Source organism: Streptomyces scopuliridis, from assembly GCF_042790125.1.
Classification (GTDB): Bacteria; Actinomycetota; Actinomycetes; order Streptomycetales; family Streptomycetaceae; genus Streptomyces; species Streptomyces scopuliridis_A.
This window is the reverse complement of sequence record NZ_JBHTZS010000003.1, coordinates 39,981-63,806: the sequence shown is the minus strand read 5'-3', so window position 1 is coordinate 63,806 and position 23,826 is coordinate 39,981. Positions and strand designations below refer to the sequence as shown.

The following is a 23,826-nucleotide window of genomic DNA, read 5'->3' as shown; positions in this document are numbered from 1 at the left end:
AGCTCCCGGGCGGCTTGACGATTGGTGAACGGCCTTGTCCGACGGCGCGTATCCCTCCCCGGCGGGACGTACCGGCGGAGCACGGCACATCCGACGGATATCCAGGAGCGCACGCATGAGTGGTACAGCCCAGATCGGCGTCACGGGGCTTGCGGTGATGGGCCGCAACCTCGCCCGTAACTTCGCCCGCAACGGCTTCACCGTCGCCGTGCACAACCGCACCGCGTCGAAGACCCGCGCCCTGGTGGACGAGTTCGGTGACGAGGGCACCTTCGTCGCCGCCGAGTCGGCGGCCGAGTTCGTCGCGGCGCTGGAACGGCCGAGGCGTCTGGTCATCATGGTGAAGGCCGGCGAACCGACGGACGCCGTGATCGAGGAGTTCGCCCCGCTGCTGGAGAAGGGCGACGTCATCATCGACGGCGGCAACGCCCACTTCGCGGACACCCGGCGCCGGGAGCGGGAACTGCGCGAGCGCGGGATCCACTTCGTGGGTGTGGGCATCTCGGGCGGTGAGGAGGGGGCGCTGCACGGACCGAGCATCATGCCGGGCGGATCCGCCGAATCGTACGGGTCACTCGGCCCGCTGCTGGAGCGCATCGCCGCGAAGGCGCCCGACGGCGCGCCGTGCGTGGCCCATATCGGCCCCGACGGCGCGGGCCACTTCGTGAAGATGGTGCACAACGGCATCGAGTACGCCGATATGCAGCTGATCGCGGAGGCGTACCACCTGCTGCGGTCCGTGGCCGGCTACTCCCCCGCGAAGATCGCGGAGACCTTCCGGTCCTGGAACACGGGCCGGCTCGACTCATATCTGATCGAGATCACGGCGGAGGTGCTCGCTCACACGGATGAGGCGACGGGCAAGCCGTTCGTGGACATCGTGACCGACCAGGCCGAGCAGAAGGGCACCGGCCGCTGGACCGTACAGATCGCCCTCGATCTGGGGGTCCCGGTCTCCGGCATCGCCGAGGCCGTCTTCGCCCGTTCGCTGTCGGGGCACGCCGCGCTGCGCGAGGCGTCCCGCACGCTGCACGGCCCGACGGCGGCCCCGCTCGGCGAGGCCGACGCGGCGCGCTTCGCCGACCAGGTCGAGCAGGCGCTGTACGCGTCGAAGATCGTGTCGTACACCCAGGGCTTCCACCAGATCCAGGCGGGCAGCGAGGAGTACGGCTGGAACATCGACCTCGGTTCTGTCGCCGCGATCTGGCGGGCCGGCTGCATCATCCGCGCCGCGTTCCTCGACCGGATCCGCGGGGCGTTCGACACCCGGCCGGACCTGCCGAGCCTGCTGTCCGACAAGCAGTTCGCGGAGGAGATCGGCGCGGCGCAGGACGACTGGCGCGCGGTGGTCGCCGCGGCCGTGCACCAGGGTGTGCCGACGCCGGGCTTCGCGGCGGCGCTCGCGTACTACGACGCGCTGCGCGCCGAGCGGCTGCCCGCCGCGCTGACCCAGGCGCAGCGCGACTTCTTCGGCGCGCACACCTACCGGCGCACGGACCGCGAGGGCTCGTTCCACACCCTCTGGGGCGGCGACCGCTCCGAGGTCTCGACGAGCTAGCGCTGCCAGTCACGCGAACCCAGTGGCCCGGGTGAGGGCTCCGGCTCCGGTACGGGGTCGGGGCCCGGCGGGTGCGGAATGGGCTGGGGTTCGGGAATGGGCGCGGGGCTCGGCGGCGAGGGAACGGGCTCCGGCGCCGGTCCGGGCCCCGGCACCGGAGGCGGGACCGGCGGCGGCGTGGGCGGCGGGGTGGGCGCCGGCGGTACGGGATCGGGGGGAAGGCTCGTCATGCCGGTCCTCCAGAAGTGCGGGAGTCGTGCGTTCCCAATGTCTCCCGGAGCGCGTGCCCACGCGCGCCGGATCCACGCGTACCCCCGGCGTCCGATCGCCGGACCCGCGCGGAGGTCAGATGGCGACAGCGGCGGCAGCGGCGGCGTTGAGCCCCGGGCGCGGGCTGGAGAACACCGGGATGTCGCTCGCCGCGCGCTCGGCCGCGTCCGCCATCGACGCCTGGGCGAGCACGATCACATCCGCTTCGGTGACGGTGTCGACGGCGGCGGCCACCGCGTTCAGATAGCCGTCGCGGTCACCGGCCTCGAAGCGCTCCCACGCGCCCTCGACCAGTACGGTTCGCACCTCGATGCGCCGCTCCCCCGCCTCCTGCCGGATCAGGGCCACCGTCGCTTCCAGCGTGCTGTCCAGCGCGGCGACCACCACGACCCGGTCGGCCGCGGCGGCGGCCACGGCCATCGGCCGGTCGACCCGCAGGACGGGGACGCCGAGAGCCGGAGCGGCCCGCTCCGCGACCTCGCCGATGGTCGAGCAGGTGCACAGCGCGGCGGTCGCCCCCTCGGCGACGGCCCCGGCGAGTACCGACTCGACATCGGCCGCGACGGCCTCCGGGCCCTCGGCCCTGGCCCGGCTGAGCAGGGACTCGTCCACGAGATGACGCAGGACGAGTCCTGGATGGTCGGCGTCCCGCAGGGCGTCGAAGACCGGAACGTGAACCGGTGAAGTGTGCAGCAGCGCCAGCATGATCGCGATGCTAGACGGCCTTCGGCCCGGTGTCGCGCGCGCTCACCAGCGCCGCGGCGAGGCTCTCAGCTGCTCCCGCGCGGCACTGACCGTCTGGGCCGGGGCCTCGGGCGCCTCGTCGGGATGGCGCTGCGCCCATCTGGCCGCGTACGAGCACAGTGGTACGACGGGCACGCCCTCGCGTGCCGCCAGCGCGTAGAACTCTCGTACCAGGGTGCCCGCGATGCCCTTGCCCTCGTGCCCTTCCTCCACCACGGTATGCACCGCGACCAGCGCGGAAGGCGTGGCGGCCAGCGGGAAGTAGGCGATGACACCGACCGCCTCGCCGTCCTGGTACGCCTCGAAGCGCCCCTGCGGCCGGTTGTCGCGGATGTTGAGATCTGCCATGGCGTGGTGAGTCTCCCTGGTCGGACCGGTCGAGGAGGACGGCGGTCCCGCGCGCCGCGCGCGACGACACGGATGTCCGTACCGGTGCCCGGTCCCCGGCGTCGCCCAACCGGGCTCCATCAACCGGGTGTCGAGGCGCCGGGCACCCCTGTTCCGCGCCACCTCAGGTAGTCCCCACCAGCCTACGCTCGGACGGCCGCGTCAGCCCTCTGCCGGGGTGGCGTCCGCGGCGTTGGCACGCTGGTCGGCGGCCAGCGCCTTGGTGCGCTTGTTGATGATCACGATCGCCGCCGCCGCGCTGGTCAGGAAGGCGACCGGGATCATCCAGGGCTGGTCGAAACAGTGGCGGGTGGCGCGGTCGAGGGAGTAACGGCCCGCGCCCATCAGGCCGATGGAGGCCGCGGTCCAGCCCAGGAAGGCCGGGTACTCGAAGCCGCCCGACTGGGCGAAGAAACCGTTGGGGGCATGCACCGACGTGGCTCCCGCCATGCCGCCCGCCGCCGCTGCGCCGGCCGCCGGCGCGGCCAGGCCGAGTGCCAGCAGTACGCCGCCTCCGGCCTCGGCGAGCCCGGAGGCGATCGCGCTCGGTCTGCCCGGACGGAACCCCATCGCCTCGAACGCCTGGGCCGTCCCGTCGATCCCGTCGCCGCCGAACCAGCCGAAGAGCTTCTGGGTGCCGTGCGAGGCGAGCACCGCTCCGGTGCCGAGCCGCAGGGCGAGCAGGCCGAGATCGCGCCGGCTGTGACAGGTCATGGCGGGCTCCGTGGGTGTGGAGGGGCGGTGCGCGGGCGTACGACTCCACTCTCTGCGGGGCGGCGGGCGAGGGGGCGGCGTTGATGGGCCGTACGGGTGGGACCGGCGCCGCGACCGCTCGACCGAGCCCCCGGGCACATCCCGTACCGCACCGGGGGCAGAGGCCGTACGCGCCTCCGCCCCCTCGTGCCACGACAGCCGTGGCTATCGGCCGCAGCGCAGGCCGCGTACATCCACGGTGTCGCTCATGACCTTCATCCCCGCGTCGTTCGGGTGCAGATGGTCCCCGCTGTCGTACGCGGGCAGGATCTTCGACGGGGCCGCCGGGTCCTTGACCGCGGCGTCGAAGTCCACCACACCGTCGAACGCACCGCTCTCGCGGATGAAGGTGTTGACCTCCTGGCGGACCGCTTCGCCGCTCTGGTTCCACTCCCGCCAGCCCTCGTACGGCATGACGGTCGCGCCCACCACACAGGCACCGGCCGCATGGGTGCGGGCGATGATCTCCCGGTATCCGGCGATGACTTGGGCGGCCGTGGGCGCCGGGGTCGCCTTGATGTCATTGACGCCTTCGAGCAGGATCACCGTACGCAGACCGCGTTGCGACAGCACGTCCCGGTCGAGCCGCTTCAGCGCGCTCTCGCCCGCGCCGTCGGAGAGGACCTTGTTGCCCGAAATCCCTTCGTTGGCAACGCCCTTGAGGGAAGTACGGCGGTCGCTCCGGAGCCGGCCGGCGAGAAAGTCGGGCCAGCGGCGGTTGGCGTCGGCGGTGGAGATGGCGCCGTCCGTGATCGAGTCACCGAGCGCGACGACGGCTCCGGTGCCGCGCGGGGCGTCGACCACGACCGCGTCGAGGTAGTAGCGGAAGCCGGTCTGCTGGGTGAAGGCCGCGGCGGTGTCCTCGGCCGCGTGGTCACCGTCGGGCGCGATGTAGGAGGTCTGGAGCCCCATCCGGTGGCCGGTGGCGGTTCCGACCGCGTCCTGTACGTACACACTGATGGCGAGGTCGGACTGCGGGCGTACGGCGCCGGGCAGCGGATCGCTGTACACGGAACCGCCGGGCGGGACGGTGACCGAGGCGGCGCCCTGGAAGGACAGCGCGCGGTTGCTGCCGGGCACCAGGGCCGCGCCCGCGTCCCGTACCCCGGCGTAGGCGCGCCCGAAGGTCACCGGCTGCTCACCGAAGGCGTTCGACAGCCGGATCCGCAGCGCGCTGCCGCCCGCGCTGGTGTGCACGACGACCCGGTGGGTACGGGCGGGTACGGCCGCGTCGAGCCGGTCGGCGCTCGCCGCCCAGGTGACGACGGGGGTGGTGGCGGCGGACGCGGCGGCCGGGGCGGCGACGGAGGCGGTGGGGACGGTGGCAGTGCTGGTGGGGACGGGAAGCGCTGAGGACGCGGTCGGGACCGCGAGGACCGAACAGAGAGCGAGAACGGCAACGGCGACCGTGCGCCGGACGCGTCGGGGTAACTCCGGTCTGTTCATTGCGGGTTGATCCCTCTCGTAGCGGAAGTCGTGCCCATGTCATTCATGGCACGGACGGAAAGCGCTTCCGGTTCGATGTTCGAACGCATGCGGCTGATACCTGACCGCGTCACAATGGAAACGGCCACTGAACGACGCCGTGGAGACGCAGCCGGCCCGCCACGGCGCCCGCCGGACGGAGGAGGTGCGTCGTGCCGACAACCAGCACCCGCGAGGCCGTACGGGACCTGCTCGACACCCTTGGCCGGACGTACGCCGATGAGGCGGGTATCCAGCTGCGGAACACCCCGCAGCCGCTCTACCAACTGCTGGTGCTGTCCTGTCTGCTGAGCGCGCGGATCCGCAGTCAGACGGCTGTCGCGGCCTCCCGCGCGCTCTCGGACGCCGGGCTGCGCGACGCGCGGCGCATGGCGGACGCCACCTGGCAGCAGCGGGTGGACGCGCTGGGCGAGGGGGGCTACCGCCGCTACGACGAGCGCACCTCGACCCAGCTCGGTGTGGGCGCCGAACTGCTGCTGAAGAAGTACGGAGGCGATCTGCGGCGGCTCCGCGCGGCCGCGGGCGGCGACATCACCACTCTGCGGTCGCTGCTCCGGGAAGTTCCCGGGCTCGGCCCCGTCGGTGTGGACATCTTCCTGCGCGAGGTCCAGGGGATCTGGCCCGAGGTCGCCCCGTACCTGGACGCGAAGGCCCTCCAGGGCGCGCACAGACGCGGACTGCCGGACGAGCCCAAGGCGCTGGCGCGGCTGGCCGGTGACACCGATCCGGCCCGCTTCGCGGCGGCGATGGTACGGGCCGCTCTGGAGCGGAAGAAGCAGGGCGGAGCCAAGAAGCGGGCCTGAGCCGGGGAAAGCCGGTGGTGAGCCGGGGAAAGCCGGTGGCCGGGCAATCCTGGTGACCGGAGGAATCCCAGTGACCGACGGTGTTCGGAACCGTCGGTCAGTGGTGTGATCCACGCCCGTCATCGGTGTGCCCGCGCCCGTCATCCGCGCGGCGGCCGGTCAGCCGTGCGGCGGCCGGTCGTCCCTGGGCGGCTCCGCGCCGAGCTGCTCCTCCATCTTCTTCTGGGCCATGTCGACCTGGTCCTTGTACTTGTCGCCCGTCTTCCGGTCGAACGCGTCGCCCGCCTTCTCCACCCCTTGGCGCGCTTGGTCCTCATGGCCCTTCAAGAGGCCCTTCAGCTTGTCGAGCATCGACATGTTCTGCTCCTCGCTCGGAACGGTGGTCACGTCCACCATCACCGCTGCCGGGCGATCCCGCATCCGCAGCACCGGGCCCCCGTCCGCCGTGCCTCATGGAGCCGCGTTGAGCAGGTCGAGCGCGCTGTGCTGGCGGGCCGCGTCCGCCGTGTCGAGCGGACCGCTCCAGCGCAGCCCGTACTGGTCGAGCGGATTGCGGTCCCGGGCGTACGCGGTGTCGGCCTGCTTCTTCAGATACGCGGTGTAGGGGTGGTCGGCGAGCGCGGCGTTGAGTTGGCCGAGCCCGCGCACATGCGCGCCCTTGAACGACGGTCCGTCGGCCCCGCAGTCCCCGCCCTCACAGGGGTCGCGCAGGACGCCGTCCGCGGTGTGCAGGGACGGGGTGGTGGTCGCCGCGTCGGCCAGCTGCCGTGCGGTGGTGAGGACTTGGCCGTCCTGGGTGGCGCGGTGCAGCTCGGTGAGCGCGCCCAGCAGCACGCCCTGGTTGTACGACCAGACGGTGCCGTTGTTGTTGCGGCAGGTGCCCAGATCGATGCCGTCGTTCACCAGGCGCGAGCCGTTGACCATGCCGGTGCCCTGGAACCAGGTCCAGCCCGCACGGGCCCGGCCCAGATACGCCGTGTCGCCCGGGATCCTGTTGTGCAGCGCCGCGTTGAGCTGGATGTAGAGGGAGTTGGCGATGGCGTTCTTGTAGGTCCTGGCGGTGCTCCACCACACACCGCCACCGCATGTGCCGTCCCAGTACGCGGCCATGTGGTCGGCGTCCGCGCGCGCGGTGTTCAGATAGCGGCTGTCGCCGGTCGCGTCGTACGCGGCGACCCAGGCCAGCCCCCACCATCCGGTGTCGTCGATGTAGTCGTTGCGGAACTGACCGTCCGCCGCGCCCAGCTGACGGTCGTAGGTGTTGGCGATGGCGTACCGGTAGCTGGGCATGCCGGTGACCCGGATGTTGTCGATGACCGCGGTGAGGGCGTTGGCGGAGTTCCACCAGCCGCTGGTGTCGAAGAGACCGGTGGCGTTGTTGTAGAACTGCATCTGCGCGGTGGCCGCGGCCGTACGCCGGTCGTACGCGTTCCAGGTCGTACGCGCCCAGGGCGTGCACGCGATCTCCGTACGGTCGCCGGCCTTGCCGCAGGCGCGCAGGGCGCCGACGCCGCGGTTGTTCCAGTCGTCCACGTTGTACATCAGGGTGCGCCAGCCGCGCTGTCCGGTGGGCACGGTGGTGGCACCGAGGCGGCTGCCGGAGCTCCAGGTGCGTCCGCCGTCGAAGGACCGGTCGAGCCAGACCTCGTCGCCCGGGTTGCCGTTGCCGATCGAGGCCCAGCCCATGGCGTCGCGGTCGTCGAAGTGCAGGGTGATGGCCCGCGAGAAGAGCGTGGCGGTGACGGGGGCGCGCTCCTCCGGCGCGAGCGCGGGGTCGCGGGCGTCGCAGTAGGCGTTGCAGATGGTGGCGGCGGGAGCCGCGGGGGCGGCGGGCGCGGAGCCGGGGGTGGGCGCGGACGCGGCGGCCGGGGGTGTCACCGCCGCGAGTGTGCTCACCACGAGTGCGGTGACGGTCGGTGCCAGTAACTGACGCATCCGGGTTGACAACGTTGTCCACATGGGCCACTCCGTGGTCGGGCGACGCGGGCGAGGGCGGACGAGTGCGGGGAAGGGCGCTCCCGGAAGGTACGACCATGACGCGGCCACGTCAATGAGGTGGACCCTGGACCCCGGCCCCCGGATGCCCGTCGGACGCGCTCCGGCGGTACGGCGTCGCCTCCTCGCCCTCCCTGTTCACCTCGGGCAGGATCCGGTCCAGCCACCGGGGCAGCCACCAGGCGCTCCCGCCGAGCAGTGTCATCACCGCGGGCACGAGCAGCAGCCGGACGATCGTGGCGTCGATGAGAACGCTGACCGCCAGCCCGAGGCCCAGCATCTTCACCACGATGTTGTCGCTCAGGATGAACGCGGCGAAGACACTGACCATGATGAGCGCGGCGCAGCTGATCACTCGCGCCGTGATCTCCAGACCGAGCGCCACACTTCCCTTGCTCTCATGGGTGCGCAGCCATGACTCCTGGACCCGCGCGAGCAGGAACACCTCGTAGTCCATGCTCAGCCCGAAGACGATGGCGAACATCATCATCGGCACATAACTCTCGATCGGCACCGTCCCCGAGATGCCCAACAAGGGCCCGCCCCAGCCCCATTGGAAGACGGCGACCACCACTCCGTACGACGCGGCGATCGACAGCAGATTGAGCACGGCGGCCTTCAGAGCCACCAGCAGGCCGCGGAACACGATCAGGATGATGACGAACGCCAGGGCGACGACGACACCGATGATGAGCGGGAGCCGGGCGGTGAGGAGTTCGAGGAAGTCCTCCATGGCCGCGGTCACGCCTGTCACATACGTCTTCGCGCCGGTGCCCGACACGGCCGACGGCAGGACCTCGTCCTTGAGGCGATGGAAGAGCGAGGTGGCTCCGGCCGACTGCGGCGAGCCGCTGGGGATCGCCGTGCCGGTCAGCAACTGACCGTCGGCGGAGGGCTGGAGAGGGGTGATACTGGCCGCGCCCGGGACATCGGTGAGTGCCCGATCCAGCCGGGAGGCCAGCGCGGGGCGGTCGGCCGCCGGCACCGCGCTCTGGTCGACGACGAGGATGAACGGCCCGTTGGCGCCCGGCCCGAAGCCGGCCGAGATCAGGTCGTAGGCACGCCGGTCGGTGAAGCTGGTGGGGTCGGCGCCGTCGTCGATGTGCCCGAGACGGATGGAGAACAGCGGGATCGCGAGCACGCCCACCGCCACGAGTCCGGCGAGCAGGAACCACCAAGGGCGGCGTTCCACTCGCTGCGCGTACCGGTGCCAGCCGTCGTGCACCGCCCCCTTGGCCGGCTCCGTGGGTCCCGTACGTTTCGCGCCCTCCCCGCGCTCCGCGGGCACCGCGCCTTTCGGCGCCGGGGCCGGGGCCGGGTCGCCTTCCGCGACCGGCCGGCGGACCCAGTAGCGGTCGATACGGCGCCCGGCGAGTCCGAGGAGCGCGGGCACCAGCGTGATGGCGCCGACGACGGCGGTGACGACCGTGACAGCGGCGGCGACTCCCAGCTTCCCGATAAAGCTGACCTGCGACACATACAGCCCGGCCAGGGCGACGATGACGGTGCAGCCCGAGACGATGACGGCGCGACCGCTGGTGGAGACCGCCCGGCCGGCCGCCGTCACCGGGTCCGCTCCGTCCATGAGCCGCTGCCGGTGACGGGTGATCAGAAACAGCGCGTAGTCGATCCCGACGCCCAGACCGATCATGGTGGCCAGGGTCGGCGAGACACTGGCGAAGGTGGTTGCCGCCGCGATCAGGCCCAGACAGCTGACCCCGACGATGACCCCCATCAGGGCGGTGACCAGTGGAATCGCGGCGGCGATGATACTGCCGAAGCCGACCAGCAGAACGATCACCGCCACGGCGAATCCGATGATCTCGCTGGTGAGATCGGCGGGCACGGGCCGGGCCAGTTCGCCGAGCAGACCTCCGTACTCGACCTGCACACCGGCGGCGCGCAGCGGCTGGACCGCCGCGTCCACCCCCTGGAGATAGGAGCTGCCGAACGAGGTGGGGTTGGCGTTGAACTGGATGCCGATATAGCCGGTCCTGCCGTCGGGGGACAGCGCGCCGGTGGGCGGCGCGGTGGGTGTCGAGGGCAGCGGGCTGGTGACGGACAGTACGTGCGGAAGCGTCCTGAGCGAGCCGACCGCCTGGTCGATCTGGCTCCGTACGCCGGTCAGCGGCTGTCGCGCGTCGTGCAGCACCACCTGCGCGCCGACGCCGCCCGCGCCCGGAACATGCCGGCCGAGCACCCGCGCCCCGTCGTCCGACTGCGTGCCGGGAAGCGTGAAGTTGTCGGAGTAGGTGCCGCCGAACGTGGCGTTGAGTCCGTACAGCCCGCCGAGTGCGATGAGCCAGAGCACGATGACGGTGATGAAGTGCCGGGCGCACCACTCCCCCAGCCGCTGTAGCCGACCGGCCCTGGCCTGGCTTCCCGGGTCTCTCGCTTCCGTACCGCTCTGCGAAGTCATGCGTCCCCCCGGAGGGCGTGAACATCGGCGAAACCTGGCAAATGCGGGCATTTTATACGTGCCATCAGAAATATCGCCGTTCATGGCTTTTGCCCGGCGTGCCCTGCCCTCCGGCCGTCTCAACTGACCTTTTCCGCAACCCTCTTGACGGGGGCACGTCGACCTGTATGGTCTAGTCCAAGTGGTGGAGACCTTTCCGGATGCAACGTCATTTCCACCGTGTCCGCGAGCGCAATCCACCGCCGGCCTTCGCGCCTCTTGGCCCCCACACTCGAGAGGCCGGCCCGCTGTTCCCGGATTCCCCACGGATTCGCGAGCGCGCGGGAAGACCTGATGTGAAGGAGTACCCATGCACACGAAAAGGAAGCTGGCCGCCGTACTGGGCGCCGTCGTCGCTCCCGTTCTCGCCGTGAGCCTTCCCGCGAGTTCCGCGAGTGCCCACGGATATATCTCCACTCCGCCGAGCCGGCAGGCGCAGTGCGCCGCGGGAACCGTCAGTTGCGGTGACATCACCTATGAGCCGCAGAGCGTGGAAGGGCCCAAGGGGCTCACCAGTTGCAGCGGCGGAAACTCCCGGTTCTCCGACCTCGACGACGACTCAAAGGGCTGGACCGTCACGCCCGTCGGCAGCACCACTTCGTTTCAGTGGAAGCTGACTGCGCGTCATGCCACCAGCACCTGGCAGTACTTCGCGGGCGGGCAGAAGATTGCCGAATTCAATGACAATGGCGCGCAGCCCGGCGCGACCGTGACCCACCAGGTGAACTTCGGCGGTCTGTCGGGTCAGCAGAAGGTACTGGCGGTCTGGAATGTCGCCGACACGACGAACGCCTTCTACGCCTGCATCGATGTGAACGTCGGCGGCTGAGCGACCGCTCCCCACACGCCGGGTGAGCCCCCGACACCCCACCCGGGGCTCACCCGTGCCCGTCACCCCTCCCCACCCCCCACCACATACGCATGGGCCGCCGCGCGTTCGGCGGTCTGAGCCAGAGAGTGAGTCACTTTCATGCGTCAGCGCCTCATCGGGCTGGTCACCGCGACGGCCGCCGCCGCCGCGTTCTCCCTGCTCTCCCTCGCGCCCTCCTCCGTGGCACAGCCGGCCCAGTCACCGCGGGCGGCGGCCGATTTCGTCGTCAGCGAGGGCCAGTTCAACCAGATGTTCCCGAACCGGAATCCGTTCTACACGTACAGCGGTCTGACCGCCGCGCTGAGCGCGTATCCGGGCTTCGCCGGTACGGGAAGCGACACCGTACGGAAACAGGAAGCCGCGGCGTTCCTGGCCAATGTCAGCCACGAGACCGGCGGTCTGGTCCATATCGTGGAGCAGAACACCGCGAATTATCCGCACTATTGTGACGCGTCGCAGCCCTATGGCTGTCCGGCCGGGAACGACAAGTACTACGGGCGCGGACCGATTCAGCTCAGCTGGAACTTCAACTACAAGAGCGCGGGGGACGCGCTCGGTATCGATCTGCTGAACAACCCGGATCTCGTGCAGAACGACTCGGCCGTGGCGTGGAAGACCGGTCTCTGGTACTGGAACACCCAGAGCGGCCCCGGAACCATGACGCCGCACAACGCTATGGTGAATGGCGCCGGATTCGGCGAGACCATCCGCAGCATCAACGGCAGCATCGAATGCAATGGCGGAAACCCCGGCCAGGTGCAGAGCCGGATCAACAATTACACGAGCTTCACCCAGATCCTCGGAGTGGAGACGGGCGCCAATCTCAGTTGCTGACGCAGACACCGAAACGTGCCGCTGAACGTACCGCGCGGGACGTGCCGGGGCGGTGTCGCCGGCTCATTGGCCGGTGGCACCGCCCCGCGCCGCGTCAGCGGCCGAGAGGGTCCGTGCCGGGCAGCAGGACCGGACGTATCAGCAGATGGCCCACGGACGCGGCGAGCAGCCGCGTACTGGCTTCCTGGCCCTGCCCGCCGGCCTCGCGCAGCGCCTCGGCGGCGGCCACGGCGAGCCGGGTGACCTCGGTGGCGAGCGTCTCGACGGGCAGCTCGATCCGGGGCAGCCGACGGCTCGACGGGTCGCCGGGCAGGGTGCCGATCAGCACGACGGTGAGGTCCTCGGGCACCCGGATACCGGCCACGGTCATGGACGTCAGGATGTGATGGTGTGCCGAGGGGTGCTGCACGATCAGGGCGGTCGGCGGCCCTCCGGCGCCCCGTTCCGTACGGTCCCCGAGCAGCGCGCCGAGCCGATGGGCCAGTCTGCCGGGGTCGTTGACGGAGTGGACCACCGTGACGGAGGCTCCGGTGGTACGCGCGCCCCGGTGGGCGCCCGCGATGCCGCGGAGCGCGTAACTGCGCCGGCCCCTGACCTCCGATTCGCCCGGCGCCAGATACACCATCTCGCGGTGCCCCGCCGCGAACAGCTCACCCACCGCGAGAGCCGCGGCCTCCTCCCAGTCCAGATCGGTCCACGGGAGGGCGTTCTCGTCGGCGGGGCGCCCGATGAGCGCCGCGGGGAAGGCCAGTTCCCGTACGACCTCGATCCGCGCGTCCTCCATGTCGACGGCCATCAGCACCGCCGCGTCGGCGAGCCCGCTGAGCGCCACGCGCCGCAGCCCGCCGGCCTTGTCCTGGGACGTGGTCAACAGCAGGTCGTAGCCGAGCGCGTTGGCGGCGTCGCTGACATCTATCGCGAACCGGCCGTCCACGGAGTCCTGGAGCCCGGCCGCGCGGGGCAGCGCCAGGGCCAGCACCTGCGTACGGCTGCTGCGCAGCGTCCGCGCGCTGGCCCGGGGGTGATAGCCGAGGGCGTCGACGGCTTCCTGTACCCGCAGGCGTGTCTCCTCGGAGATGCTGCGGGAGCCGTTGAAGACATACGAGACCGTGCTCGGCGCGACCCCGGCCCGCCGGGCGACATCCCTGATCGTAGCCATCCTCGCCCCCTTCGATGACGCGGGTACGACGCCGGAGGACGTGCGGAAACCGCGGGCCCGCCATCGTAGCGAACGGCCCCCCGCCGGTTGCCCAGCGCGCCTGGCCACCGCCGAAACCACCGTCGCCCAGGGGCGCTTCGGCTCCGTCGCGCCACCGGTGCCGTACCTCCGCCGGGCGCGTCGGCGGGGCATCCGCCGTGGCGCGACGCGGACCCGGGAAGATGAACCGACGAGCGGATCGCAACCACCGATGCGGAGGAGTGGTCAGATGCCACACGAACGAGCGGGACAGCAGGCGCGGCCGGAGGATCTCATCGATGTCGCCCGGTTGGTGACCGCGTACTACGCGCTGCACCCCGACCCGGGGGAACCGGGCCAGCGCGTGGCGTTCGGAACCTCCGGGCACCGCGGGTCGTCGCTGGCCACCGCGTTCAACGAGGACCACATCGCGGCGACCAGCCAGGCGATCTGTGAGTACCGGGCCCGGCAGGGCACCGACGGGCCGCTCTTCCTCGGCGCCGACACCCACGCGCTCTCCGAGCCCGCCCGGGTGACCGCCGTCGAGGTGTTCGCCGCGAACGACGTGACCGTCCTGATCGACGCCGCCGACGGCTACACCCCCACGCCCGCCGTCTCGCACGCCATCCTCACCCATAACCGCGGCCGCTCCTCGGGCCTGGCGGACGGTGTGGTCGTCACCCCGTCCCACAACCCGCCCGCGGACGGCGGGTTCAAGTACAACCCGCCCAACGGCGGCCCGGCCGGCTCCGACGCGACCAACTGGATCCAGGACCGGGCCAACGAGATCATCGCGGGCGGTCTGAAGGACGTACGGCGGCTGCCCTACGCACGCGCGCTGGCCGCGCCGTCCACGGGACGGTACGACTTCCTCGGTACGTATGTGGCAGATCTGCCGGCCGTGCTCGATCTGGACGCGGTGCGCGCCGCGGGCGTACGCATCGGCGCGGACCCGCTGGGCGGCGCGTCGGTGGCGTACTGGGGCCGGATCGCCGAGGAGCACCGGCTCGATCTGACGGTGGTCAATCCGCTGACGGACCCCACCTGGCGCTTCATGACGCTGGACTGGGACGGCAGGATCCGGATGGACTGCTCGTCGCCGTACGCCATGGCCTCGCTGATCGAGCGGCGCGACGAGTACCAGATCGCCACCGGCAATGACGCCGACTCCGACCGGCACGGCATCGTCACCCCGGACGCCGGGCTGATGAACCCCAATCACTATCTCGCCGCCGCCATCGCCTATCTGTACGCCCACCGTGAGCGGTGGCCCGCGGCGGCGGGCGTCGGCAAGACGCTGGTCTCGTCCGGGATGATCGACCGGGTCGCCGCCGACCTCGGCCGTGAGCTGGTCGAAGTGCCCGTCGGTTTCAAGTGGTTCGTGGACGGGCTGATCGGCGGCTCGCTCGGGTTCGGCGGTGAGGAGTCGGCCGGGGCGTCCTTCCTGCGCCGCGACGGCTCGGTGTGGACCACCGACAAGGACGGCATCATTCTGGCCCTGCTGGCCTCCGAGATCCTCGCGGTCACCGGCAAGACGCCCTCCGAGCACTACGCGACGCTCACCGGCCGGTTCGGCGAGCCCGCCTACGCCCGGATCGACGCCCCGGCGACCCCGGCGGAGAAGGCGGTCCTGGCCCGGCTCTCACCGGAGCAGGTCACGGCCGACACCCTCGCCGGGGAGCGGGTCACCTCGGTGCTCACCGAGGCGCCGGGCAATGGCGCGCCCATCGGCGGGATCAAGGTGACCACGGAGAACGCCTGGTTCGCCGCCCGCCCCTCGGGCACCGAGGACGTCTACAAGATCTACGCCGAGTCCTTCCAGGGGCCCGGCCATCTCGGCCGGGTACAGGAGGAGGCCAGGAGCGTCGTCTCCGCGGCGCTCGGCGGAAGCTGACGGGAGGGCGGACCGGGGCCCGGTACGGGCGGATCGTGCCGGGCCCGGCACGGGCGGATCGTGCGGGGTCCCGGTACGACGGGATCGTGCCGGGGCCCGGCCGGGTCGCGGTCTGGGCGGGGTCGGGCGGCGTTGCGACCGGACATCGCCTCGGCGCCGGTCACCCCGTCGGGAGCGCCAGTTCCGCCCAGATGGCCTTGCCACTCGGAATCTGCCGGGTGCCCCAGCGATCGGTGAGCTGCGCGACCAGCAGCAGACCGCGCCCGCCCTCGTCGTAGACCCGGGCCCGGCGCAGATGCGGCGCCGTGGTGCTGGTGTCGGAGACCTCGCAGGTGAGCGCGCGGTCGCGGATCAGCCGCAGCTGGACCGGGCCCTCGGCGTGCAGGATGGCGTTGGTGAACAGCTCGCTGATCACCAGCTCGGTGGTGAAGGTCAGCTCTTCCAGTCCCCAGGTGGCGAGTTGGGTGATCGCGTGGTCGCGGGCGTCGGAGACCAGCGCGGGCTCGGCGGGCAGGTTCCAGGTGACGACCTGGCCGGCGTCGAGGGCGCGGGTGCGGGCGAGGAGCAGGGCCACATCGTCCTCGGGGCGCGGCGCGAGCAGGGTACGGAGCACGGTGTCGCAGGTGGTCTCCAGCGAGGGCGACGGATGGGTCAGGATCTCGCACAGCTCGTCGATGCTGGAGGTGATGTCATGCGTGCGGTTCTCGATCAGACCGTCGGTGTACAGGACGATCGTGCTGCCCTCCGGGATCTCGAACTCGGCCGATTCGAAGGGCAGATCGCCCAGGCCCAGGGGCGGGCCGCCGGGCAGTTCGAGAAGGCTGACCGTGCCGTCGGGGGTGGCCAGGGCGGGCGGCGGATGGCCGGCGCGGGCGGCGCAGAAGAGGCGGGACACCGGGTCGTACACCGCGTACAGACAGCTGGCGCCGATGTCCTCGTCGCCGACGGGGTCGGTGTTCTCCGAGGCGAGCCGTCCCACCACATCGTCGAGATGGGTGAGGAGTTCGTCCGGGGGCAGATCGATGTCCGCCAGGGTACGCACCGCCGTACGCAGCCGTCCCATGGTGGCGGAGGCGTGGATGCCGTGTCCGACGACGTCGCCGACGACCAGCGCGACCCGGGAGCCGGAGAGCGGGATGACATCGAACCAGTCGCCGCCCACCCCGTACTGGGAGTCGGCGGGCAGATAGCGGCTGGCGACCTCGACGGCGGACTGCGGGGAGAGCCCGCGCGGCAGCAGGCTGCGCTGAAGGGTCTCGGCGGTGCCGCGTTCGCGGGTGTAGCGCCGGGCGTTGTCGATGGAGACGGCGGCGCGGCCCACCAGCTGTTCCGCGAGGGTCAGATCGTCCTCGGCGAAGGTCGTCGTGTGCGTCCTGCGGGAGAAGAGGGCCACGCCCAGGGTGTTCCCGCGGGCGACCAGCGGCGCCGCGACGAGTGAGTGGACACCGAGATCGGGCAGCCGGCCGTGCCGCCCGCGATTCGCCATCCAGGCGCGGTAGTCGGGGTCCCACGGCCCGGTGAGCACCGCCCGGCCGGTGGCCAGACAGCGGGCGGGCGGCGAGGCTTCCGGATAGCTCGCCACCTCTCCGATACGGGTGGCGCCCTCCGGTGCCTCCCGCGCCCGGGCGCAGTGCGCGACCCTGCGCATCAGGACCTCGCCCGAGGCCGGGCCGGGGGTGGGCTCGTCCCCGCGCAGCACCGAGTCGAGCAGATCGACGCTGACGAAGTCGGCGAACCGGGGCACGGGCATACTCGCCAGCTCCTGGGCGGTGCGGGTCACGTCCAGTGTGGTGCCGATCCGCGTGCCCGCCTCGCTCAGCAGGGCGAGGCCCTCGCGGGCCCAGTACTCCTCGCTGATCTCGAATCCGGTGAGCACGATGGCGGTCACCTGGCCGTCCGGGTCCTTGAGCGGCGCGAGGGAGAGCGCCCAGGCCCGATCGCGTCTGTCGGCGGACGCCCGGTGGAAGGTCCGCGTGGTCACCGCCTCGCCCGTGCCCAGCACCCTCCGCAGCGCCCGCTGGACGTCCGCGTTGGTGCGGCTCTCGGGCAGGAATCCGGTCCCCAGGGCCCGCATGTCCGCTTCCGTGCGCCCGATGACCCGGCACAGTTCCTCGTTGGCGTGCAGCAGCCGCAGGTCCGTGCCGTAGATCGCGATCGGCACCCCGGACCCGGTGAACGCCCGCCACATCAAGGTCTCGTCATGGCCGGGGCGCGGTGACGCCGCGGCGGCGGCCAGCAGCCAGCGCGTCCCCTCGTCGCCGGTTCGCAGGGGGAACGCGAGCAGCTGCACCTCGCGTCGGCCGCCGTCCCGGTGGTGCGCCGTGATCCTGCCGCTCCACGGCTCCCCGCCGGCCAGCGCCCGGCGCGCGGAGGCGGGCGGATCGACCGAGAGCAGCGCCCGGGCCGCACGTCCCACGGCCTCGGCGGGCCGGTAGCCGAGCAGCGCCTCGGCGTCGGCGCTCCACCGCGCGATGACGCCCTTCGCGTCGACCGCGGCCGTGGCCCACCTCTCGCCACCCGGGTATGTGTCCCATGCCTCCCCGGAGACCACGCCGCGCGTGTCATCCATAAGATCTCTCTCCCTGCCGGGCCGCTGCCCTTCAGGTGCTCGGACGACCGGAGCCCTCCGCAGACCGTGAGACACGATGACGGCTCTGCGCAGACGGGCCCCTTTGGTCGATATTTACCCCATGTGGTCCCTCAGGACACCGTCCGCGGCCCCCGGCGGACTCCTTCGCCGAGAGCGGGGCACCTGGCGGGCGGGAACGCGCTACCCGGCCGGGCAGTAGCACACTGTCACCGGCCGGGAGTGCGGTCACGGTGGCGGCTGCCTCGTACGCCGGCCGGCGGTCTCCTGGACGGCTTCTCCGGCGACCAGATCGACCCCGGTCGGAGCTACGGACGTCAGGGGCTACGGAGCGTCCACGGCCCGGGGAGCGTAGGCGCGCAGGAACGTGTCGACCGCGGCCCGTCCTACGGCGCGCAGCTCGGCGTCGGACACCTTGTGGGTGCCCAGTCGGGTGCGCAGCTCCATCGGACCCGTGAGCAGCGCGAGGAACTGCTCGGCGGCCAGATCGGGGTCGCTGGTGTGCAGCCGTCCGGAGAGCGCGAAGCGTGCCAGGCGGTCGGCGAGCGCATCGTGGAGGCGCCGCGCGCCCTCGCGCTGGATGGTCTCCAACAGGTCCGGGAACCGGGCCGCTTCGGCGTGGAGAAGCCGGCGCAGCGCCTGGGACTCCTGAGCGCAGTGGTTCTTCAGGATGCGGTGACCGGCTTCCTCCAGCAGGGGGCGCACATCGTCGTCGGGCTCCCGGAGCTGTTCGAGCGCGGCCAGTCCCGCGCCGCTCGTACGGCCGACGGCGGCGAGCATCGCCTCGCGGAACAGCGTCTCCTTGTCCCCGAGATGGTTGTAGATGGTGGGCTTGGCCACGCCCGCCTCGGCCGCGATCTCCCGTACACAGGACTGCCCGTACCCCTCACGGGCGAACGTCCTGAACGCGGCTTCGAGGATCGCCTGTCGCTTGTCGGCGCGACCGCGCCGCGCCTCACGTCTGCTCACGCTTGAGGTCCTGGCTCCGTTCACCGCGCCATCGTACCGCCACGTCCCCATACCTGAACCGAGCGGTTCAATTTTTCGGTCTGCGCAGTTGCAGCAGAACTGGACGGGTCGTTATGTTGAACCGCCCGGTTCAAAACGTGTTGATGCCTCGCTCGCGACGGAGTTGGAAAGTGACGTCCCACATCGGAGATGACCGGCTCGATCCCGGGCTGTTGCGGCTCATCGGGGTGACCCTGCTGGGCGGGATCATGGGGATCCTCGACAGCACGATGGTCACCGTCGCGGCCGATACCTTCGCCGACGAGTTCAACACCTCGCTGAGCGCCATCAGTTGGGCGACGACCGGCTATCTGCTGGCGCTCACCGTCACCATCCCCGTCACGGGCTGGGCGGTCGGCCGGTTCGGCGTCAAGAAGCTCTGGCTGTTCGGACTGGTGCTGTTCCTGGTCGGATCGCTCGCCTCGGCACTCGCCTGGAACGCGGGGAGCCTGGTGGTCTTCCGGGTCGTCCAGGGGGTGGGCGCCGGCGTCGTCGATCCGCTGGTGCTGGTGATCCTGGCCCGTGCGGCGGGCCCCAGCCGGGCGGGGCGCGTGATGGGCATGATGGGTGTGGTCCTGTCGCTCGGGCCGGTGCTCGGGCCCGTGCTGGGCGGGGTCATGCTCGAATCCATGGGCTGGCGCTCGATGTTCTTCATCAATCTGCCCATCGGGATCGTGGCGGTCCTGCTCGCGCTGCGGGTGATCCCGGCCGGCCCGACCGTCGCACGCGGGTCCGGGCCCCGTCTCGACCTCGTCGGCGCGCTGCTGATGGCTCCCGGTCTCGCGGCGGTCCTGCTCGCCCTCACGGAGGCGGGCGAACGCGCCCGGTTCACGGCGCCGTCCGTGGTCATCCCGCTGGTCCTGGGCGTCGCGCTGCTCGTCGGGTACGTGATCCACGCGCTGCGTGCCCGCCGCACCGAACCGCTGATCGACATCAGGCTGTTCAGCAGCCGCGGCTTCGCCGCGAGCGTGACCGTGCAGGGGCTCGTCGGACTGGCCACGTTCGCGGTCCTGTTCGCCCTGCCGCTCTCCTACCAGGTGCTGCACGGACACGGCGCACGCGCGGCCGGCCTGCTGGTGGCGCCGCTCGGCCTGGGATCGGCGCTCGCCATGCCGCTGGCGGGACGCCTGAGCGACCGGCTGGGGGCGCGCAATCCGGTACGCGGCGGAGCGGTGGTGGCGGCGCTCGCCTCGGCCGGCCTCACCCGTATCGGCGCGGACAGCGGCGAAGTGTGGTCCGTGCTGGCCGCGTTCGCCGTCGGCCTGGGTCTGGGCGCCGTCGGCGCGCCGACCATGGGGGCGCTGTACCGGACGCTGCCGCCGGAGAAGGTGCCGCAGGGCAGCTCCGTCGTCTACAACCTCAACCAGTTGGGCGGCGCGCTCGGGGTGGCGTGTGTCGCCCTGATCCTGGCGGCGTTCGGCAGCCGCGCCGCGGTCGGCGACGGTGCCGGGACCGGTGGATTCCAGGGCGCCTTCTGGTTCGTGTTCGCGGTGGCCCTGGTGATTCTGGCCGCCTCTCCGCTGCTGCCCGGCCGGCCAGGGGCCGCGACCGCGGCGGGGGCCGACGCGTCGGCCGCCGACGGATCCTCCCTGGCACGTCAATAGACGGTCACAGGCCATGCCTCCCGTTCGACGGGTGTCCGATCGGCGCGGAGAATGTGGAGGGGCGGGACCGTGGCTGCCGTCCGGCAGCACATGACCGGGGCGCCGCCGAGGCGTGTGGCGACCCGCCGGCGAGGTGGCGGATCATGCCGACGTGGCGATTGCGGGACTTCCACGACGACGATCTGGACGGCGCGATCCAGATCTGGGACCAGGACCGGCAGGACGATTCGCCGCCGGTCTTCCCCGTCTCCGAGGTCATGGCCGCGGCCCGGACCGGCGAGCCCGCCGTGGTCGCCGTGGTGGGCGGCGATCTGGTGGGGATGGCGGTGGCGCAGACCCAGGGCGAGCGGGCCTGGATCACCCTGGTGGCGCTCGCCGCGAAGTGGCGGCACCGTGGGCTCGGCAGCGCCCTCATCGCCGAGCTGGAGCGGCGCCTGCGTATCCACGGGATACGCCGGATCAGCGCGCTGCTCGCGCCGGGCGCCACCGGTGACACCGCGCTGGAGAACTCCGGCTACCGGCCGCGCGAGGGGCTCGTCCTCTACGAGAAGGTCGAGCATCTCGGCGCGAGCGACGCGGGTCTGCTCGCCGAACTCGGCGGGAGGGTACTGCCACAGGGGCTGTGGGGCGCCCTCGCGGGAATGGAGCGGGAGAAGGAGACCATCGAGCGGCGGATCGTGCTGCCGCTGACCGAACCCGCGCTGGCCGACCGGTACGGGGTGACGCCACCGAAGGCGGTCATCCTCTTCGGCCCGCCGGGCACCGGCAAGACCAGCTTCGCCAAGGCCGTCGCCTCCCGGCTGGACTGGCCGTTCGTGGAGCTGTTCCCCTCCCGGCTCGCGGCGGCCGGCACCGGAGGTCTGGCCACCTCCCTGCGGGAGGCCTTCGCGGATCTGGCCGAGCTGGAGACCGTACTGCTGTTCATCGACGAGGTCGAGGAGATCGCCGCCGCCCGCTCCGGGCTGGCCGTCGATCCCGGTCACGGCGTCACCAACGAGCTGCTGAAGCTGATCCCCGGCTTCCGTGACCATGACGACCGGCTGCTGATCTGCGCCACCAACTCCGTCCGGTCGCTCGATCCGGCGTTTCTGCGCCCCGGCCGGTTCGACTACGTCATACCGGTCGGCCCGCCCGATCCGGTCGCCCGGGAGGCGATCTGGCGGCGCTATCTCGGTCCCGGCGCCGACGGGGTGGAGCTGGGCCGACTGGTCGCGGCCAGCGAGATGTTCACCCCCGCCGATATCGAGTTCGCCGCCCGCAAGGGCGCCCATGCCGCGTTCGAGCGGGAGGTCCTGGACCGCCGGGGCGCGCCGGCCCGTACGGACGACTATCTGGTGGCCATCGCCGAGACCCGCCCCACACTCACCGATCAGGCGCTCACCGAGTTCGGCGAGGACATCGAGCGCCACGTACGTATGTGAGCCGGGACCGGATGTGCGCCGGGGCCGAGTGTGCGCCGGGCCGGATCTGCGCCCGTGCCGCCGCGGTCCGCCGGGAGTCGACGGACCGCGGCCGGCCCGCGGGAGCGCCGGGGGTCAGGCCGCGAAGCCGCCGTCCACGGCGATGGCGGCGCCCGTGACATACCGGCCGCCGTCGCCGGCGAGGTGGGCCACTGTCGCGGCGATGTCCGACGGCTGCCCGTAGCGGCCGAGCGCCGTGAAGCCCCGCTGCATATCAGCTCCCGGGCCGTCGGCCGGGTTCATATCGGTGTCGACGGGCCCGGGGTGGATCAGGTTGGCCGTGATCCCCCTCGGGCCCAGTTCACGGGCGAGCGCCTTGGTCAGTCCGGTCAGAGCGGTCTTGCTCGTCGCGTACAGCGTGCCGCCGGGGAAGGCGGCCCGCTCGGCCATACAGCTTCCGATCATGACGATCCGCCCGTCCTCGGACATGTGCCGAAGCGCCGCCTGGCACGTGAGGAACGGCGCCCGTACGTTGACGCTCAGCACGCGGTCGACATCCTCCAGCGACAGGTCCCCGACGGGGCCGATCGCTCCGACCCCCGCGTTGTTCACCAGGATGTCGAGCCGTCCGAACTCCGCGGCGGCCTGGTCCACGGCGTCACGTACCGCTTCGGCGTCCGCGCTGTCGGCACGTACCGCCAGGGCCCGTCGGCCGAGCGCCTTGATCCGGTCCACCACCTCCGTCGCGCGCTCGGCGCTGTGCTGATAGGTCAGCGCGACATCGGCTCCGTCGTCGGCCAGCCGCAGCGCCACGGCCTCGCCGATGCCACGGCTGCCACCGGTCACGAAAGCCACTTTGCCGGCAAGAACCACGCTCATGATCGTCCGTCTCTGTGTCGGGTACGAGGACATGACGACGATGCTGGTACGCCGCGAGCGGGGAGTCCGGCGGCATTCGGACGTGACGTACGGGCCGGTCATTGAACGGTTGATAAGTAGGATGAGTGAAGGCGTCGCCGGAGCCGGAACAGGGAGGAGTCGCTGATGCTGTTCCGTCAGCTGGAGTATTTCGTGGCGGTGGCCAGGGAACGGCACTTCGCGCGGGCGGCGGCGGCCTGCTATGTGTCACAGCCCGCGCTCTCGGCGGCGATCGCCAAGCTGGAGCGGGAGCTGAACGTCACGCTGATCAACCGGGGGCACAACTACGAGGGCCTCACCCCGGAGGGTGAACGGCTCGTCGTGTGGGCCAAGCGGATCCTCGCCGAGCAGGACGCGTTCAAGGCCGAGGTGGCCGCCGTGCAGTCGGGCATCACCGGCACACTGCGGCTGGGGACCGAGCCCACCGCGTCGACGACCCTGGCGCTGCCGGTGGCCGCCTTCTGCGGGGCGCACCCGCTGGCGAAGGTGCAAGTACGCTCCCGGCTGTCGGCGCAGACGCTCCTCCGCCAGCTGCGCGAATTCGAACTGGACGCCGCGATCTCGCACTTCGCCCCCGAGGACCGGGAGAGCCTGCAAGTCGTGCCGCTGTACCAGGAGCGGTACGTACTGCTCGCGTCGGGCGACCAGCTGATGCCCCAGACCCACACCATGACCTGGGCGGAGGCGGCGCAGCTGCCGCTCGCGCTGCTGACACCCGACATGAGGATCCGTCAGCTCATCGACAGTGTGTTCGCGGAGAGCGGGGTCGTGGTGACCCCGCAGGTGGAGACGGACTCGGTCGCCTCGCTGTACGCGCATGTGGGTGTCGGAGAGTGGGCGAGCATCGTGCCGCACACCTGGCTGCGGGCGATGCCGGTGATCGGCAGGCCCCGGGCCGTCCGGCTGGTCGCCCCGGACGCCAGGGCGCAGGTCTCGGTCGCGATCCACGCGGCGACGCCCGGTTCGATCGCCGCGCGGGCGTTCGTGAACGCGGCGACGGGCCTGTCGCTGGACGCGTTCTTCGACCAGCCGCTGCCGACCGAGCCCGAGCACCACGTCCGCTAGGGCCTGTCTTCAAAG

Annotated in this window: 19 protein-coding genes; 8 read left to right on the top strand and 11 right to left on the bottom strand. The window is 71.6% G+C overall.

Features of this window, described 5'->3' with window-relative positions:
- The first annotated feature begins 115 nt into the window (after nucleotides 1–115).
- Nucleotides 116–1,558 carry an NADP-dependent phosphogluconate dehydrogenase gene (gene gndA, locus ACFRKB_RS04910; protein WP_383103356.1) on the top strand — a complete coding sequence of 481 codons (1,443 nt, stop codon included), beginning with the start codon at nucleotides 116–118 and terminating at the stop codon, nucleotides 1,556–1,558.
- A 345-nt stretch (nucleotides 1,559–1,903) separates the two neighbouring features.
- Here gndA and ACFRKB_RS04905 read toward each other — a convergent pair whose 3' ends face one another.
- The 4 genes from ACFRKB_RS04905 to ACFRKB_RS04890 form a co-directional block, all read right to left on the bottom strand.
- Nucleotides 1,904–2,533, bottom strand: coding sequence for an aspartate/glutamate racemase family protein (locus ACFRKB_RS04905; protein WP_383103355.1), 630 nt, complete (start codon nucleotides 2,531–2,533; stop codon nucleotides 1,904–1,906).
- 42 nt (nucleotides 2,534–2,575) lie between these two features.
- A complete protein-coding gene (locus ACFRKB_RS04900) occupies nucleotides 2,576–2,920 on the bottom strand; it encodes a GNAT family N-acetyltransferase (protein ID WP_383103353.1) in 345 nt (114 codons plus the stop codon).
- 201 nt (nucleotides 2,921–3,121) lie between these two features.
- Nucleotides 3,122–3,673, bottom strand: coding sequence for a DoxX family protein (locus ACFRKB_RS04895; protein WP_383103352.1), 552 nt, complete (start codon nucleotides 3,671–3,673; stop codon nucleotides 3,122–3,124).
- Nucleotides 3,674–3,877: 204 nt separating this feature from the next.
- On the bottom strand, nucleotides 3,878–5,158 hold the full coding sequence (locus tag ACFRKB_RS04890; RefSeq protein ID WP_383103351.1) for an SGNH/GDSL hydrolase family protein: 1,281 nt from the start codon (nucleotides 5,156–5,158) through the stop codon (nucleotides 3,878–3,880).
- A 191-nt stretch (nucleotides 5,159–5,349) separates the two neighbouring features.
- Between ACFRKB_RS04890 and ACFRKB_RS04885 the strand changes: the two genes are divergently transcribed.
- A complete protein-coding gene (locus ACFRKB_RS04885) occupies nucleotides 5,350–6,000 on the top strand; it encodes an endonuclease (RefSeq protein WP_383103350.1) in 651 nt (216 codons plus the stop codon).
- Nucleotides 6,001–6,159: 159 nt separating this feature from the next.
- Here the strand turns inward: ACFRKB_RS04885 and ACFRKB_RS04880 are convergent, their stop codons facing one another.
- The 3 genes from ACFRKB_RS04880 to ACFRKB_RS04870 all read right to left on the bottom strand — a co-directional run bounded on the left by ACFRKB_RS04880 (nucleotide 6,160) and on the right by ACFRKB_RS04870 (nucleotide 10,414).
- Nucleotides 6,160–6,357, bottom strand: a complete 198-nt coding sequence (locus ACFRKB_RS04880; protein WP_383103880.1) for an antitoxin — start codon at nucleotides 6,355–6,357, stop codon at nucleotides 6,160–6,162.
- Between the two features lie 93 nt (nucleotides 6,358–6,450).
- Nucleotides 6,451–7,935, bottom strand: coding sequence for a glycoside hydrolase family 76 protein (locus tag ACFRKB_RS04875; protein WP_383103349.1), 1,485 nt, complete (start codon nucleotides 7,933–7,935; stop codon nucleotides 6,451–6,453).
- Nucleotides 7,936–8,047: 112 nt separating this feature from the next.
- Nucleotides 8,048–10,414, bottom strand: a complete 2,367-nt coding sequence (locus ACFRKB_RS04870; RefSeq protein WP_383103347.1) for an MMPL family transporter — start codon at nucleotides 10,412–10,414, stop codon at nucleotides 8,048–8,050.
- Between the two features lie 349 nt (nucleotides 10,415–10,763).
- On the opposite strand from ACFRKB_RS04870, the gene ACFRKB_RS04865 reads away from it, so the two are divergent.
- Both ACFRKB_RS04865 and ACFRKB_RS04860 read left to right on the top strand, forming a co-directional pair.
- Nucleotides 10,764–11,282 carry a lytic polysaccharide monooxygenase auxiliary activity family 9 protein gene (locus ACFRKB_RS04865; RefSeq protein WP_383018245.1) on the top strand — a complete coding sequence of 173 codons (519 nt, stop codon included), beginning with the start codon at nucleotides 10,764–10,766 and terminating at the stop codon, nucleotides 11,280–11,282.
- A 141-nt stretch (nucleotides 11,283–11,423) separates the two neighbouring features.
- Nucleotides 11,424–12,158, top strand: coding sequence for a chitinase (locus ACFRKB_RS04860; RefSeq protein ID WP_383103346.1), 735 nt, complete (start codon nucleotides 11,424–11,426; stop codon nucleotides 12,156–12,158).
- A gap of 94 nt (nucleotides 12,159–12,252) precedes the next feature.
- Here ACFRKB_RS04860 and ACFRKB_RS04855 read toward each other — a convergent pair whose 3' ends face one another.
- On the bottom strand, nucleotides 12,253–13,317 hold the full coding sequence (locus tag ACFRKB_RS04855; RefSeq protein ID WP_383103345.1) for a LacI family DNA-binding transcriptional regulator: 1,065 nt from the start codon (nucleotides 13,315–13,317) through the stop codon (nucleotides 12,253–12,255).
- Between the two features lie 268 nt (nucleotides 13,318–13,585).
- Between ACFRKB_RS04855 and pgm the strand changes: the two genes are divergently transcribed.
- A complete protein-coding gene (gene pgm, locus ACFRKB_RS04850) occupies nucleotides 13,586–15,229 on the top strand; it encodes a phosphoglucomutase (alpha-D-glucose-1,6-bisphosphate-dependent) (protein WP_383103344.1) in 1,644 nt (547 codons plus the stop codon).
- Between the two features lie 160 nt (nucleotides 15,230–15,389).
- Here pgm and ACFRKB_RS04845 read toward each other — a convergent pair whose 3' ends face one another.
- A complete protein-coding gene (locus ACFRKB_RS04845; RefSeq protein WP_383103342.1) occupies nucleotides 15,390–17,798 on the bottom strand; it encodes a SpoIIE family protein phosphatase in 2,409 nt (802 codons plus the stop codon).
- A gap of 342 nt (nucleotides 17,799–18,140) precedes the next feature.
- Nucleotides 18,141–18,809, bottom strand: a complete 669-nt coding sequence (locus ACFRKB_RS04840) for a TetR/AcrR family transcriptional regulator (protein WP_383103340.1) — start codon at nucleotides 18,807–18,809, stop codon at nucleotides 18,141–18,143.
- A gap of 146 nt (nucleotides 18,810–18,955) precedes the next feature.
- Here ACFRKB_RS04840 and ACFRKB_RS04835 point away from each other — a divergent pair, with 146 nt between their 5' ends.
- Both ACFRKB_RS04835 and ACFRKB_RS04830 read left to right on the top strand, forming a co-directional pair.
- A complete protein-coding gene (locus ACFRKB_RS04835; protein WP_383103338.1) occupies nucleotides 18,956–20,428 on the top strand; it encodes a DHA2 family efflux MFS transporter permease subunit in 1,473 nt (490 codons plus the stop codon).
- A 143-nt stretch (nucleotides 20,429–20,571) separates the two neighbouring features.
- Nucleotides 20,572–21,849: an ATP-binding protein gene (locus tag ACFRKB_RS04830; RefSeq protein ID WP_383103337.1), complete on the top strand. Its 1,278-nt coding sequence runs from the start codon at nucleotides 20,572–20,574 to the stop codon at nucleotides 21,847–21,849.
- A 114-nt stretch (nucleotides 21,850–21,963) separates the two neighbouring features.
- Here ACFRKB_RS04830 and ACFRKB_RS04825 read toward each other — a convergent pair whose 3' ends face one another.
- On the bottom strand, nucleotides 21,964–22,707 hold the full coding sequence (locus ACFRKB_RS04825; protein ID WP_383103335.1) for an SDR family NAD(P)-dependent oxidoreductase: 744 nt from the start codon (nucleotides 22,705–22,707) through the stop codon (nucleotides 21,964–21,966).
- Nucleotides 22,708–22,872: 165 nt separating this feature from the next.
- Here ACFRKB_RS04825 and ACFRKB_RS04820 point away from each other — a divergent pair, with 165 nt between their 5' ends.
- Entirely contained in the window at nucleotides 22,873–23,811 is a 939-nt protein-coding gene (locus ACFRKB_RS04820) for a LysR family transcriptional regulator (RefSeq protein ID WP_383103333.1), read from the top strand.
- Nucleotides 23,812–23,826: the final 15 nt, after the last annotated feature.